This is a genomic window from Halorussus aquaticus (assembly GCF_024218795.1).
Lineage (GTDB): Archaea > Halobacteriota > Halobacteria > Halobacteriales > Haladaptataceae > Halorussus > Halorussus aquaticus.
This window is the reverse complement of the sequence record NZ_CP100400.1, coordinates 1,494,706-1,507,995: the sequence shown is the minus strand read 5'-3', so window position 1 is coordinate 1,507,995 and position 13,290 is coordinate 1,494,706. Positions and strand designations below refer to the sequence as shown.

General features: G+C 67.6%; 17 protein-coding genes. 8 read left to right on the top strand and 9 right to left on the bottom strand.

Features of this window, described 5'->3' with window-relative positions; all coding sequences use genetic code 11:
* The first annotated feature begins 42 nt into the window (after nt 1–42).
* The 3 genes from NGM06_RS07820 to NGM06_RS07810 all read left to right on the top strand — a co-directional run bounded on the left by NGM06_RS07820 (nt 43) and on the right by NGM06_RS07810 (nt 2,846).
* The gene (locus NGM06_RS07820) at nt 43–1,422 is read left to right on the top strand and encodes an outer membrane protein assembly factor BamB family protein (RefSeq protein ID WP_254269731.1); all 1,380 of its coding nucleotides are present in this window, start codon (nt 43–45) and stop codon (nt 1,420–1,422) included.
* Between the two features lie 2 nt (nt 1,423–1,424).
* Nucleotides 1,425–2,072: a PH domain-containing protein gene (locus NGM06_RS07815; protein WP_254269730.1), complete on the top strand. Its 648-nt coding sequence runs from the start codon at nt 1,425–1,427 to the stop codon at nt 2,070–2,072.
* Between the two features lie 141 nt (nt 2,073–2,213).
* A complete protein-coding gene (locus NGM06_RS07810) occupies nt 2,214–2,846 on the top strand; it encodes a hypothetical protein (RefSeq protein WP_254269729.1) in 633 nt (210 codons plus the stop codon).
* Nucleotides 2,847–2,875: 29 nt separating this feature from the next.
* Here NGM06_RS07810 and NGM06_RS07805 read toward each other — a convergent pair whose 3' ends face one another.
* Entirely contained in the window at nt 2,876–3,256 is a 381-nt protein-coding gene (locus NGM06_RS07805; RefSeq protein WP_254269728.1) for a winged helix-turn-helix transcriptional regulator, read from the bottom strand.
* A 222-nt stretch (nt 3,257–3,478) separates the two neighbouring features.
* On the opposite strand from NGM06_RS07805, the gene NGM06_RS07800 reads away from it, so the two are divergent.
* The 3 genes from NGM06_RS07800 to NGM06_RS07790 all read left to right on the top strand — a co-directional run bounded on the left by NGM06_RS07800 (nt 3,479) and on the right by NGM06_RS07790 (nt 5,343).
* Nucleotides 3,479–4,498 (top strand): AIR synthase family protein, encoded by a 1,020-nt coding sequence (locus NGM06_RS07800; RefSeq protein ID WP_254269727.1) that lies wholly within the window; start codon nt 3,479–3,481, stop codon nt 4,496–4,498.
* Between the two features lie 64 nt (nt 4,499–4,562).
* On the top strand, nt 4,563–4,928 hold the full coding sequence (locus tag NGM06_RS07795; RefSeq protein WP_254269726.1) for a DUF5518 domain-containing protein: 366 nt from the start codon (nt 4,563–4,565) through the stop codon (nt 4,926–4,928).
* Nucleotides 4,929–5,028: 100 nt separating this feature from the next.
* A complete protein-coding gene (locus tag NGM06_RS07790) occupies nt 5,029–5,343 on the top strand; it encodes an ASCH domain-containing protein (RefSeq protein ID WP_254269725.1) in 315 nt (104 codons plus the stop codon).
* Between the two features lie 364 nt (nt 5,344–5,707).
* On the opposite strand, the gene hisE is transcribed toward NGM06_RS07790, so the two are convergent.
* The 5 genes from hisE to NGM06_RS07765 all read right to left on the bottom strand — a co-directional run bounded on the left by hisE (nt 5,708) and on the right by NGM06_RS07765 (nt 8,073).
* The gene (gene hisE, locus NGM06_RS07785) at nt 5,708–6,040 is read right to left on the bottom strand and encodes a phosphoribosyl-ATP diphosphatase (RefSeq protein WP_254269724.1); all 333 of its coding nucleotides are present in this window, start codon (nt 6,038–6,040) and stop codon (nt 5,708–5,710) included.
* A complete protein-coding gene (locus tag NGM06_RS07780) occupies nt 6,037–6,489 on the bottom strand; it encodes a bifunctional nuclease family protein (protein WP_254269723.1) in 453 nt (150 codons plus the stop codon). Before NGM06_RS07780 ends, hisE begins: the two co-directional genes overlap by 4 nt.
* Before the next feature lie 36 nt (nt 6,490–6,525).
* A complete protein-coding gene (gene pdxT / locus NGM06_RS07775; protein WP_254269722.1) occupies nt 6,526–7,143 on the bottom strand; it encodes a pyridoxal 5'-phosphate synthase glutaminase subunit PdxT in 618 nt (205 codons plus the stop codon).
* Nucleotides 7,144–7,195: 52 nt separating this feature from the next.
* Nucleotides 7,196–7,783 carry a hypothetical protein gene (locus tag NGM06_RS07770; protein WP_254269721.1) on the bottom strand — a complete coding sequence of 196 codons (588 nt, stop codon included), beginning with the start codon at nt 7,781–7,783 and terminating at the stop codon, nt 7,196–7,198.
* Between the two features lie 125 nt (nt 7,784–7,908).
* Nucleotides 7,909–8,073, bottom strand: coding sequence for a preprotein translocase subunit Sec61beta (locus NGM06_RS07765; RefSeq protein ID WP_163522530.1), 165 nt, complete (start codon nt 8,071–8,073; stop codon nt 7,909–7,911).
* A 198-nt stretch (nt 8,074–8,271) separates the two neighbouring features.
* On the opposite strand from NGM06_RS07765, the gene NGM06_RS07760 reads away from it, so the two are divergent.
* Nucleotides 8,272–8,538: a thioredoxin family protein gene (locus NGM06_RS07760; RefSeq protein WP_163522531.1), complete on the top strand. Its 267-nt coding sequence runs from the start codon at nt 8,272–8,274 to the stop codon at nt 8,536–8,538.
* Nucleotides 8,539–8,656: 118 nt separating this feature from the next.
* On the opposite strand, the gene NGM06_RS07755 is transcribed toward NGM06_RS07760, so the two are convergent.
* Entirely contained in the window at nt 8,657–9,430 is a 774-nt protein-coding gene (locus tag NGM06_RS07755; protein ID WP_254269720.1) for a YqjF family protein, read from the bottom strand.
* A gap of 165 nt (nt 9,431–9,595) precedes the next feature.
* Nucleotides 9,596–11,077: a carboxypeptidase M32 gene (locus NGM06_RS07750; RefSeq protein ID WP_254269719.1), complete on the bottom strand. Its 1,482-nt coding sequence runs from the start codon at nt 11,075–11,077 to the stop codon at nt 9,596–9,598.
* Between the two features lie 116 nt (nt 11,078–11,193).
* Between NGM06_RS07750 and NGM06_RS07745 the strand changes: the two genes are divergently transcribed.
* Nucleotides 11,194–11,751: a preprotein translocase subunit SecD family protein gene (locus NGM06_RS07745; protein WP_254269718.1), complete on the top strand. Its 558-nt coding sequence runs from the start codon at nt 11,194–11,196 to the stop codon at nt 11,749–11,751.
* A gap of 4 nt (nt 11,752–11,755) precedes the next feature.
* On the opposite strand, the gene NGM06_RS07740 is transcribed toward NGM06_RS07745, so the two are convergent.
* Nucleotides 11,756–13,288 carry a carboxypeptidase M32 gene (locus tag NGM06_RS07740; protein WP_254269717.1) on the bottom strand — a complete coding sequence of 511 codons (1,533 nt, stop codon included), beginning with the start codon at nt 13,286–13,288 and terminating at the stop codon, nt 11,756–11,758.
* Nucleotides 13,289–13,290: the final 2 nt, after the last annotated feature.

Sequence of the window (13,290 nt, the reverse complement as noted above, 5' to 3'; positions counted from 1 at the left end):
AGAACTAATGTCAATACGGACGGGTGTACGCGGAGAGAACTGTTGACCACCGCGACGGGGGTCACGGCCGCGCTCGCCGTCGGACCGGTTCCGGCGTTGGCGGCGCAGGCGGTCCCAGACTGGACGGCGACTCTCGGGGGCGTGCCCGGCGAGTGCGTCGTCCACGGGAACGCGGTGTTCGTCGCGGACACGTCGGGGAGCGTGACTGCCTTCGATACCGCCGACGGAGCGGTTCGCGGCACGACCGCCACGGGCAAGGACATGGTGAGCGTCGGAGCCAGTGACTCCTACGTCGCCGCAGGTGCCAAAGACGGGTCGCTGTACAGCATCGACCGCGAGTCGATGACGGACAACTGGCATCGGTCGCTGTCGGCCTACGTGAACGGCGTGACGGTCGCCGGAACCGTGGCCTACGCCGTGACCGAGGACGGGGAGTGTTACGCCATCGACCTCGACTCGGGCGAGACCAAGTGGCGCGAGACGCTGTCGGGCGAGAACCCCGCCGCGCCGGTCGTCGGCGAGTACGTCTACGCTCGGTCCGGCGGCGAGGCCTCGTCGGGCGCGGTCTACGCGTTCGACCCCGATTCGGGCGCGACCGAGTGGCAGGTGTCGATAGCGAGCGGCGAGAACGCGTACGCCGTCGACGCCGACCTCGCGCTCTCGCCCGACGGACGACACCTCGCAGCGAACTACCTCCGGGGAGAGGAGGTCGCGGGCGTCACGCTCTTCGACGCCGCCGACGGGACCGAGCAGTGGAGCGCGCGCTCCGACGGTGACGGCGTGGGCGCGGTCGCGGTCGGTGCCGACCGCGTCGTCTACGAAGGCGACCAGCGCGTCTTCGGGCACGACCGCGCGACCGGCGAGCAGAAGTGGCAGTCGGGACAGGGAGTCGCGGGCGGTCTCACCTACGACGCGGGCCGCCTCTTCTACGTCGCCGACTTCGGCGACCAGGAAGCGGTCCGCGGAACGAGGAGCGACACCGGCATCGTCACGTGGGAGACCGAGAAGGAGTACCTCGACATCTGGGGCGGTGACGCCAGCGCGACCCACTACTACGCGCTCCACGAGGACGGTATCAAAGCGTACCGCCGGAAGAAGACGGTCGAGACGACGGAATCGACGACCCGAGAGGCGACGACCGAGAGCACGCGAACCGGCGGTGGAACCGGCGGTGGGACGGAGCGCGCGACCACCGCTCGGGCGACGACCGACCGGACCGAAACGCCGCGTTCGACCACCGCCTCGTCGGCGACCACGGAGGCCCCACTGCGCGACGCCACGACGGTCGCCAGCGATGGACGGGGACTGTTCGTCGCGGGCGACGGCGTCCTGCGCGGGAACGTCTCGACGTGGATGTTGACTGTCTCGGGATTCGCCCTGTCGGTCGTCGGACTGGTGTACTCGATGCGGAAGGAGAACTAACGATGGCGAGAGGCAAACCAGCACTCTGGAGTGCGCTCTTCGGTGGCCTGTTCGTCGCCGCGGGCGTGTACGTCAACGGGAGCGCAGTACCGTACAACCGTCTGGCCTCGTACCCTCTGTTCGCACTCGGGGCGCTCGTGGTCGTCGGCGGTCTCTACGTCCACACGGTCGCTCCCGAGGAACCGCAGATGCACGACGGCGAGACCGTGACAGACAAGTTCCACCCGACCCTCCGGGTGGCGTTCGTCAAACTGTTCGCGGGCGTCGTCCTGCTGGGGGTCGGCGGCTACCTGCTGGTCGGCACGCAGGTTCCGTACGCCTACCCGTTCGCCTGCGTGGCGCTCGGCGCGTACGTCTTCGCGGTCGGTCTCTGGCGGTTCTGGGCGAACTCGCTGACGACCTACTACGTGACGAGCAATCGGTTCATCAAGTCGTTCCGGTTCCTCGGCAACCGCCGCCGGAACGCCTTCATCGGGGACGTGAGGGGCGTCGAGGCCAGCCGCGGCTTCCTCGAAACGCTGCTGGGCATCGGCCACGTCCAGATCGCGACCGCCGGGAAGACGGCCGCCACGGTCATCAAGGCACGGAACATCCCGAACCCGGACGAACTGGAGGAGTTCCTGCTTCGCGGGATGAACGAACGGCAGTAGCGCCGCGCTCGGGCTAACCGGATTCTCGCTCGGTGGGCGCTTCCGGCCCCGATTCCGTATCTCCGGTATCAGTCGGCGTGAAGCAGTAACCGCCGAGCGCGTCGACCGAACGTATTAGTTACATAACCGACAAGGCAACTCATGGTCTCGGCGAGCCACTCCGAGTCGGTCGAAAGGGCAAGTCACCTGCTGAGCGCGCTCGCGGTCCTCTCCGCCAGCGCGGCTGGCGCGATTCTGCTCTCGGCGGGACCGCGCGCGGACGTGTTCTTCACCGGTTGGGTGCTGGTCGCGGTCGGTCTCGCGCTCGCGGGTGGAATCGGCGCGTGGACGAACCGGACGCCACTCGTCTGGGTCGCCGCGCTCCTGTTGACCGGACTCTCGGTCGTCGGGATGTGGTCCATCGGTCTCTTCCTCGCGCCCGCGGCGCTGCTCCTGCTCGGGTCCGCCGTCCTCTCCCAGCGAGTCGGGCCGCGCGAGGAGGTCCGCGCGGCGATACTCGCCGACCCGCCGTCACCCTCGGAAAGCGCGGCGAAGGCGACGTGCGGAGTCGGTTCCGCGGCGGTGGGCGCGTGGCTGGTGTACGTGAGCGCCGTGGAGGGAGGACTGTTCGAGGCCTGCGCGACCGAGACGCTGGCCTGTACGCTGGAGAACACGCACTGGGACGCGGTCGGCGTGACCGTCGCCGGACTGCTCGCGGTGAGTCTCGGCGGTTGGCTGCTCTGGAAACAGGTCTACACCGCGCGCGTTCTGGCATCGAGTGCGTCTACCCGGTGAGGGTGAGAATCAGGGTCAGATAGCCGAACTCACGCGATGGCCTCTTCCTGCTCCTCGGCGGCGTCGAGGTGTTCCATCCCCCAGTCGCGCATCTCGAAGATGAGCGATTCGAGCGACTCGCCGTGTTCGGTCAGCGAGTAGTTGACCCGGACCGGCTTCTCGCTCACGATTTCCCGGTTCACCAACTGCTTGTCTTCGAGGTCTTCGAGACTGTCGGACAGGACCTTGCTGGAGATGCCGCCGACGTCGGCCTTGAGTTCGTTGAACCCCATCGGCCCGCCTTCGAGCAGGCGGTGGACGATTACGGGGTGCCACTTCTTGCCGAGGAGCGAGGCGGTCGCGGTGATGGGGCACCAGTCCTTCCCGGCACACCACACCGGCAGTCGGTTGCTCGCGTCGGTGTCTGTCATGGTCGGGGCTACTCCGGCGACCCGTAAAAAGTTACCTCTAGCCATCTAGTTACCGAGGGTAACTAGGCGCTTCGGGAGCTGTGGAGGGAAGAGGTGAAACGGTGGAGAGCGGACGCTGGCGCAGTAACGCCGGGGCACAGTGTGCCGTACAATCGAGCAGTAGGTAAGACCCGCGGCCGCCGAACCACCACCGATTTGTCCGCACCCGCCCAACGCCCGCCAATGACCGACCTCGGAAAGGTGGACCGCGAGTTCTTCGACCGGCGCATCTACCCGCACCTCGGTGCCGAACGGGACGACGTGAGCCTCGGCCCCCAGCACGGCGTCGATTTCGGCGTCGTGGAGGTCGGCGGCGAGGCGGTCGTGCTGGCCAGCGACCCCCTCTCGCTGACCCCCGCGCTCGGGTTCGAGAAGGCGGCGTGGTTCGCGGTCCACGTCGCGCTCTCGGACGCCGCGGTGTCGGGCATCCCGCCCTCGCACCTCGCGGTCACCTTCACGCTCCCGCCCGAGATGACCGACGAGGAGTTCGGCACCGTCTGGGAGACGTTCGACCGCGTGACCAGCGAGTTGGGCGTCAGCATCGTGACGGGCCACACCGCCAGATACGGCGGGTGCCGGTACCCGTGGGTCGGCGGCGCGACCACCCTCGCGGTGGGCGACCCCGCCGACATCGTGCGACCCGACGGGGCGAGTCCGGGCGACCGCCTGCTGGTCACGAAGGGACCCGGCGTCGAAGTCGCGGGGTTCCTCGTGACGCTGTTCGAGGACGCGGTGGACCTCCCGGAATCGACCCTCGCCGAAGCCAAAGAGCGGTTCTGGGACATGAGTCCGGTCCGGGACGCGCTGACCGCCGCGGCGGCGGGACCGGTCACGGCGATGCACGACGCGACCGAGGGCGGCCTCCGGGGCGCGCTCGTCGAACTCGCGCGGGCGGGCGGCGTCCGCCTCGACGTGGACTCGGACGCGGTCCCCTACCTGCCGGGGGTCCGCGAGTCCTGCGAGTTCTTCGACATCGACCCGTGGGCCGCCACGAGCGAGGGGACGCTCGTGCTGACCGTCGAGTCCGAGGGCGTCGAGAGCGTGCTGGCCGCGCTCGACGCGGAGGGAATCCCGGCGGCCGAAATCGGTGCGGTGCGCGACGGCGAGGGCGTCTTCGTGGACGGCGAGCAGGTGGAACCACCCGAGGTGGACCCCTCGTGGGCGGTGTTCGAGGAGTACGCCGAGAAAGTCGGACTGGAGTGAGACGCGGCGTCTCCGGGTCCGCCTCGAACGCTTATGCGTCCGTAGAACGTACGAGAAGTATTCTATGACCAACTGGTACGCAGTCGCTGTCGGGTTCGTCGTCATGACCGTCGTCGGCGTGGTCGGACTCGCCGTCCCCGGAGTGGGGCAACTCGCGGCCGGTCTCGTCGGCGGGTTCGTCGCCGGGTACATGGCCGCAGGCGGCGCGGGACGCGGCGCGTGGCACGGCCTGCTCGCCGGGTCGCTCGGCGGCGTCCTCGTGGCGCTGATTTTCGGCGTCGCGGTCAGCGCCCTCGGTGCGGTCGGACTCGGCCCGCTCGGTCCCGTCCTCAGCGGCGGCGTCTTCCTCGTCGGCGTCGTCATCGCGCTCGCGATGGGTCTCGAAAGCGCGCTCGCCGGGGCAGTGGGCGCGTGGATAGCCGAGGCGTAGATTCGCGGTCGGACTCCGACTCCACGGCGGGACCCAGAACGGGACCGGAAATTGCGCCTGTACGCGAATCGTTTTCCCGGTCGGGTCCGAACCGTGTGGCATGGCGACAATCGACGCCGACGACCTGCTCCCGAACGAGCGGATGCGCCGGGGCGCACAGGACGGCCAGATCACCCAGATTCACCGGGGCGACCAGTACGCCGAGGCGGGCGACCGGTTCGAGGTGGACGGCGAGTCGTTCGAGGTCGTAGAAGTCAGCGAGCGAACGCTCGGCGACCTGACCGACGAGGACGCCCGCGCCGAGGGGATGGCGGACTTGGAGGAGTACCGCGAGATACTGAACCGGGCGCACGAGAACTTCGAGTGGTGCGACGACAGCGAAGTGGTCCGCCACCGGTTCGAGAAGGTGGAGTAAGGGTTTTCGGCGTGGTGGAGTTCTTCGGCGTAGTGGAATTTCTCGGTATAGTGGAGCCGCTCGGTGAGAAGACGACGGAAAAGCTAGCTACTGCCGGTACGAATGAGTCTCCGCACAGCACCGCGACCGCGGGCCTCACGCCTCCCCAACCGACTGCGCTTCTCGGTCGCTCCGCTCCCTGCGATGCTCACCCTCGCGCATATCGGCACGACCACTGACGGGTCGCGCCGGAAGACAACCGCGTCTTCCGAGCAATCGCGCCGACGGCGCGATGACGCCAGCGCGCGCCGACCGCACGACGAAAAACTGGAAAACGAATCCCGGATGGAGAACGGGAACCGGACTCGGAGGGAGAGCGGTCGAATCAGCGACGCTCGCGCAGTTCCGCCCGCAGGTCCGCGAGGTCCATCTCCTTCATCGACAACAGCACGAGCAGGTGGTAGACGATGTCGGCGCTCTCGTGGGCTATCTCCTCGCGGTCGTCGTCCTTCGCGGCCAGCAGGAGTTCGGTGGTCTCCTCGCCGAGTTTCTCCAGCACCGCGTTCTCGCCCTTCTCGTGGGTGAACAGCGAGGCGGTGTAGGAGTCCTCGGGCAGGGTCTCCTTGCGGTCCTCCACGACCGCGAACAGTTCGTCCAGTACGGCGTCGGTGGCGTCGTCCTCGACATCGGACGACTCGCCGGTCTGGTCCCCGCTCATGGGTTCAGCTCCGCGACCTCCCGGATGTCCTGCAGTTGGTCGAACTCCTCGCGGTCGCGCCGCCCCGACTCGAACACGTCCGACTCGACCTCGACCGGGGCGTTGGTCCGGGCCGCGAGCGCCAGCGAGTCGCTGGGCCGGGCGTCCACCACGGTGTCGCCCCGCGGCGTATCGACGTGGAGGTCGGCGATGTAGGTGTTGTCCTCCAGCGACGAGACGACGACGCGGGTGACTCGTCCGCCGAGTTCCTCCACGAGGTCGAGCGTCAGGTCGTGGGTCAGCGGGCGGCCGATGTCCTCGGCCTCCATGCCGCGAGCGATGCTGACGGCTTCGTCGAAACCGATGAATATCGGGAGTACACCGTCCTCGTCGTCTGCGGCGAGTACGACGACCGGGACCGGCCCGTCGTCGGTCATCGCCACGCGCACCGCGTCGATGTCGGCGTTCATACCCCGACCGACGGCGGCCAGAAAGAAAAGTCTGCCCTACTGGTCGGGCGCCGGAAGGCGCTCGGCGAGTTCGCTCTCGAAGAGCGCGAGACCGTGAATCCGGGAGTCGGGCGTCAGTTCGGGGTGGAACGAGGTGCCGACCACCGGACCGTCTCGGACCGCGACCGGGCGACCGTTCCACTCGGCCAGCACCTCGACGCCTTCGCCGACGTCGGCGATGACCGGCGCGCGGATGAACACCGCGGGGAAGGGGTCGTCAAGTCCCGCCACGTCGAGCGGTGCCTCGAAACTGTCCTTCTGCCTGCCGAAGGCGTTGCGTTCGACGGTCACGTCCGCGACGCCGAGGGTCTCGACGCGGTCGTCCCCGGCGTCGGTCGCGGCCACGATGAGACCCGCGCAGGTCGCCAACAGGGGCTTGGCCGCCTCGACGTGGGCGACTATCTCCTCGGCGATGCCCTCGTCGCGGAGCAGTCGCGAGATGGTCGTCGATTCCCCGCCCGGCATCACCAACAGGTCGCAGTCCGGGACCGTCCCCTCGGTCCGTACTTCGACGACTTTGGCCTCTCGACCGTACTCCTCGCTGGCGCGCCGGAGGGCGTCGGCGTGTTCGCTCACGTCGCCCTGCACCGCGACGACGCCCGCTCTGAGAGTCATGTCCGCCGGTACGGATTCGGAGAGCAAAAGTGGCGCGCCTCGGGACGCCGACTCACTCCTCGTCGCTCGTCCGGGACCCGAACAGCGTGCCGAGGCTGAGACCGTAGACGAGGTGACCCGCGTGGAAGACGAGGCGCTCGTCCACCTCGGGGTCCATGTCGAGGACCCGCTCCAACACGACGCGTTCGCCGAAGACCGAGAGCGCGAGCGCGTAGACCGACCCCCAGAGCAGACCGACGACTTCCCGGGAGGCGGTCTCACGGTGGTCGTCGTCCGTCGAACGTCCGGGTTCGTGCGACCCAGTGGAACCGGCGGAACTGCCCGCGTCGAACGGTGTCAGCGCGCCGAAGATGGCTCCGCCGACGGCGCCGTACAGCAGGTGGAGCGCGAGCGCGATTATCGGATGGTCGTCGGGGTCGTCGCCGGAGACGAACTTCGACCAGAACAGCGCGGTCGGCGGTAACGAGCGAGAGACCGGGAGCCGGTAGGCCGTCATCACGAGCGTGGCGACGAACCCGGCTCTCGCTCCCTCGGCGATTCTGGCGGCGAGTCGAGGAGCGCTGTCGGTGGCACTCGCCGAGTCCGCATCGACGCGACGGTCGCGTTCCGGGTCGGCGGTGCTGGTGAACGGGACGCGCATAGGGGAACGCCGACGACGACCGGGATAGCGCTGACGGCCGTCCGGAGGGCGCGAAATCGGGCGATGACGACGGAGTAACAGTGAGGAATCGAAAGCCGGGACGCCGAATCGAGTGCGCTCGCCGACTACAGTCCGAGGACGTTCAGGACTTCGATGAAGACGCCGAAGAGGACGCCGAAGGCGACGATGGTCTTGGGGTCGATGCGTATCGCGTTGCGGTCCTCGGCGTCGAAGTACCGGACGAGTCCGGCGCTGGACATCAGTCCGCCGGAGTTCTGGCCACTGCTCATGTTCGTCGCTCCGTTCGCCGGTCGCCTAAACCTTTCGGAGTGGGGTGGCGGCGTCGGGATGTCGAATCGGAGCGGTCCGGTGCGCACGAGGTCGAACCGAGGGTCGTCGGACCGGCGCGGCGGTCGGCGGGAACGCGGCAAAGTCGCGTCGGTGGGAAACCCTTATGCGCGCGGCGAAGATACGTTCGGAAGAACACGATGACTGTCACACTGAAGGACTTTTACGCGGACTGGTGTGGGCCGTGCAAGACTCAGGACCCGATTCTCGAAGAGATGGAGGGCGACTGGGACGGCGTCGAATTCGAGAAGATAGACGTAGACGAACACCAAGATGTGGCGAACGAGTATCAGGTCCGTTCCATCCCGACCATCGTCGTCGAGAACGACGACGGCGTCGTGGAGCGGTTCGTCGGCGTCACCCAGCGTGACGAACTCGAAGACGCCCTCGAAGAGGCTGGCGCGTAACCGTCCGAATTAGCATCTTTTACGGAAGTCTCGTCACCCGAGAGTGACGACGCTCGTCAGAGTACGGCGGGCTTCGATTACGGGAGTCCGACCCCGTCAGACTCCGACCGACGTCGGACTACGGCGGTCGCTGGAGTCGCTCGCCGGACGGGCGACCGTCGTCGGCCTCGCTCGCGGCGGTCTCGACCTCGACCGCGGACGGCGTCCAGCGACGACTCGGCGAGGCGAGGACGCGGACCGCTGGACTGTAGTAACATATCGGGTCGGCGTCGGGCGTCTCGAAGGCGTTGGCCCGGAACAGCGAGTTCTCCTCGACGGTCGCATCGGCGTCGTAGAGCGGCCACTTCGCGTGGTGAACGTCGGCGTACCGAAGCCGTCCGCGCGGCGACTCAGTGTAGTAGCGGTCGCGTTCGGTGAGGAACTCGGCCAGCGACCCGCGCTCGGCCTCGAACCGCTCGCCCTCCGGCCCGTAGGTTGCGTCGAACCTCGCGGGCCGCGCCCCCGGATGGCGGCGTCTGCTCTCGAACCGGACTCGGTCGTCGCGGGATTCGACCGAGATGGACGCGAAGTAGTACGGCAGGAGGTGAGTGAGTCGCGCGCCGAGGACCGTAAACGGGTCGGACACGTCGAGATTGAAGAAGTAGACGCCCGGTCGCCCCTCGCGGGTGACGTAGGTGCGGAGGTTGACCTCCGGAATCCGGATACCCGTCCCGGCCGGAAGCCAGCGGGGACGCACGTCTACGTTGACGAACGCGACGACCGAGAGCCACGCCCGGCCGTCGTACGTGTCGAGCGAGACCGAGTCGGGGACGTGCGGGGCGACGACGCTCGGGTCCGCCGCCCAGTTGGCGAACAGCACGTCGCGCCACCCCATGTGAAGCCAGACGACCATCGGTGGAGTTCGTGACCGTTCGTCGCGTTCGACGCTCCGTCGGCCAATAGTCGTTGCGGTCGCCGGGGAGTTCCGTCGGTCGGGAGCGGTCGGCGGCGCGACGATAGTCGTCCGAACCGACGCCGACGAGCGCGATGCGGAGCGAAGAACCGTCGGTTCCGAGCGCTACAGGTCGTAGATTTCGCCGAACTTCTCCTCGGCGTAGTCGAGGAAGTAGTCGGCGGTCAGTTCCTCGCCGGTGGCCTGTCGAATCAGTTCGTCGGTGGTGTAGCGCTGGCCGTGGCGGTGGACGTTCTCGCGGAACCAGTCGTGGAGCGGTTCGAAGTCGCCCGCCCGAATCAGGCCGCGGGGGTCGTCGAGTTCGTCCTCGATGGTCGCCCAGAGTTGGGCCGCGAGGACGCTCCCGACCGTGTAGTTCTGGAACCGGGCGAACCCGCCGGTCCAGTGGATGTCCTGCAGACAGCCCTCGGCGTCGGAGTCGGGCCGAACGCCGAGGTACTGCTCCATCTTGTCGTCCCACGCGGCGGGAATCTCGCTCACCGCGAGGTCGCCCGAGACGAACTCGTGTTCTATCTCGGACCGCAGGATGATGTGCATGTGGTAGGTGAGTTCGTCGGCCTCAACGCGAATCACGTTGTCGGCCTCCACGCGGTTGGCGGCCCGGTAGGCCTCCTCGGGCGTCACGTCCGAGAGTTCCGGGAAGTGATCTTTCACGGTCGGCAGGAACAGTTCCCAGAACTCCTTCGTCCGACCGACGTGGTTCTCCCAGAAGCGCGACTGGGACTCGTGGACGCCGTGGGAGCGCGAGTCGCCGAGCGGCGTCCCGTAGGCGTCGTCGCGCAGACCCAGCGCGTAGGTCGCGTGGCCGAACTCGTGGATGGTCGAACTCAGCGCGCCGAGGAGGTCCGACTCGTCGAACCGGGTCGTGATGCGGGCGTCGAACTGGGTCCCCGAGGTGAACGGGTGGGTCGAGGTGTCGAGGCGTCCGCGGTCCCAGTCGTAGCCCAGCAGGTCCAGCGCCGCCTCCGAGAGTTCTCGCTGAGTGTCGGTGTCGAAGGTCCCTTCGAAGGCGGGCGGCACGTCCTCGCTCGCCCGGATGTCCTCGATGAGCGGGACGAGCCCGTCCTTCAGTTCCTCGAAGATGCGCTCTACGGTGTCGAGTCCGAGATAGGGTTCGCCGTCCTCGAACATGACCTCGTAGGGGTCGCGGTCGGGGTCGATGTGTTCGGCCCGTTCGATGCGGAGGTCCAGCAGTCGCTCCAGCGTGGGTTCGAACGCCGAGAAGTCGTCGTTCGCCTTCGCCTCCCGCCAGTCGTCCTGTGCCTCGGACTGGAGGCGGGTGTGGTCCTCCACGAGCGACTCGGGTATCTTCCGTTCGCGGTCGTACTCGCGGCGAATCTCCCGGACGACCGCCCGCTGTTCGTCGGTCAGGTCTTCGTCGGCGGCGGCGTCGAGCAGTCGGCCGGTCTCGTCGTCGGTCAGTTTCTCGTGGGTGACCGCCGAGAGCGCCGAGAGTTGCTTGGAGCGGGCAGGCGTCCCGCCTTCGGGCATCGTCACCTGCTGGTCCCAGTAGAGGACGCCGCCGCTGTCTCCGAGCGCGGAGATTCGTCCGAATCGGTCGAGGAGGTCGTCGTACGCGTCGGCCATACGCTCACCTCGCATTCCCGACGTATCAAAATGAGGGTGGCGGCGAGGGCGTGGGGGTAGTCACCAGTTCTCGCCCCGACCGAACGCTTAAGATGCTAATTAGGCAACGTTTTCGCATGCCTTCCCGAAGACAGGTCCTCGCGGCGGGATGTCTCGCGCTGGGGGGCGGTTCCGGTTGCAGTCGAGCCCGAGACGCCGTCTCGACCGACAGCGGCGACGGAACGACCGAAACAGACGGAACCACCGCGAGCGGTGAGACTCCTTCCAGTGACGAACCGACCGCGGACGACGGGACCGCCACCACCGACGCGAGCGCGTTCCGAATCGTCGTCGCGGACGGCGACCGCGAAATCGAACTCGTGACCGGCGCGGACGTGGCCTCGGTGGGCGACGTCGAGCGGAGCAGAACCGGCGACGGCTATCAGTTACTCGTGACGCTCACGGACGAGGGAACTACGGCCTTCACGGACGGACTCGAACGGGCGGGCGCGTTCGAGAACCGCGACGACCACCCCATCCGGGCGTACTTCGAGGGCGAGATGCTCTACGAGGCGACACTCGCACCCGGCTTGGCTCGCAAACTCGAATCCGAGGAGTGGAGCGGCGAGTTCCTGTTGCACGTGAGCGAGCAGAAGACGGCGCGAGAATTGAAGCAGGCGCTCGAAGGGAACTGACGCTCTACTGGTAGTCGTCCAGTTCGTAGAGGTCGCCGTACTTCGACTTCACGTAGTCGAGGAAGTAGTCGGCGGTGTACTCCTCGCCGGTGGCCTGCCGAATCAGTTCGTCGGTGGTGTAGCGACTCCCGTGTCGGTGAATCTCCTCGGTCAGCCAGTCGTGGAGGTCCTCGAAGTCGCCCGCCGCGACCTTCTCGTCCAGATTCTCGACGTCGTCCTCCGCGGCGTCGAACAGTTGGGCCGCGAGGACGCTCCCGAGCGAGTAGGTCGGGAAGTAGCCGAAGTCACCGTGGCTCCAGTGGATGTCCTGCAGACAGCCCTCGGCGTCGGAGTCGGGCCGGACGCCCAGATACTCCTCGTACTTGTCGTTCCAGACCTCGGGCACGTCCTCCACGTCGAGGTCGCCGCGGATGAGGTCGCGCTCGATTTCGAACCGGACCACGATGTGCATGTGGTAGGTGAGTTCGTCGGCCTCGACCCGGATGAGGTTGTCCTCGTACACCTCGTTGGCGGCCTCGTACACGTCCTCGACGCTCGCGTCGTCGAGTTTGTCGGGGAAGCGCTCCTTGACCTTCGGCAGGAAGCGCTGCCAGAACGCCTCCGACCGGCCGACGTGGTTCTCCCAGAGGCGCGACTGGGACTCGTGGACCGTCATGTCGCGCGAGCTACCCAGCGGCGTCCCGTAGTGTTCGCGGGGGAGACCGAGGGTGTACGTCGCGTGGCCGAACTCGTGGATGGTGCTCATCAGCGCGCCCAGCGGGTCCGCCTCGTTGAACCGTGTCGTGACGCGGGCGTCGAACTGGTTGCCCGACGAGAACGGGTGGGGCGCGGTGTCGAGGCGGCCGTGGTCCCAGTCGTAGCCGAGCGTGTCGAGCACGTCGCGGGTCAGTTCCTCCTGCGTGTCGGTGTCGTACTCGCCCTCGAACGCGTCGGTGGCGAGGTCGGCGTCGCTCTCCCGGATGTCCTCGACCAACGGGACGAGTTCGTCGCGTAGTCGCTGGAGGACGCGCTCGGCGGTGTCGATGCCGAGGTACGGTTCGTAGTCCTCGAACAGCACTTCGTAGGGGTCGCGGTCCGGGTCGATGTGTTCGGCCTGCTCGCGCTTGAGTTCGACCAGTTTCTCGAGGGTGGGCGCGAACGTCGAGAAGTCGTCCTCCTCGCGGGCCTCCTTCCAGACGGGCATCGCCTCCGAGGAGACCTGCGATATCTCCTCCACGAGGTCCTGCGGTACTCTTGCGGCCCGGTCGTGCTTACGCCGGACCTCGCGGACGACCGCTTCCCGCTCGTCGGTCAGGTCCTCGTCCTCCAACTCGTCGAGCATCTCGGCCATCTCGTCGGACGTGAGAATCTCGTGCGTCACCGTCGAGAGCGCCGAGCGCTGCTTCGAGCGGGCGGGCGTGCCGCCCTCGGGCATCATGACCTCCTGGTCCCAACCGAGGACGCCCCCGGCGTGTCCGAGGTTCGTCAGTCGCTCTACCTTGTCGATGAACTCCGAGTAGGTGTCGGACGCCTCGTCGGCGGCGGCTTCGCTTGCCATCG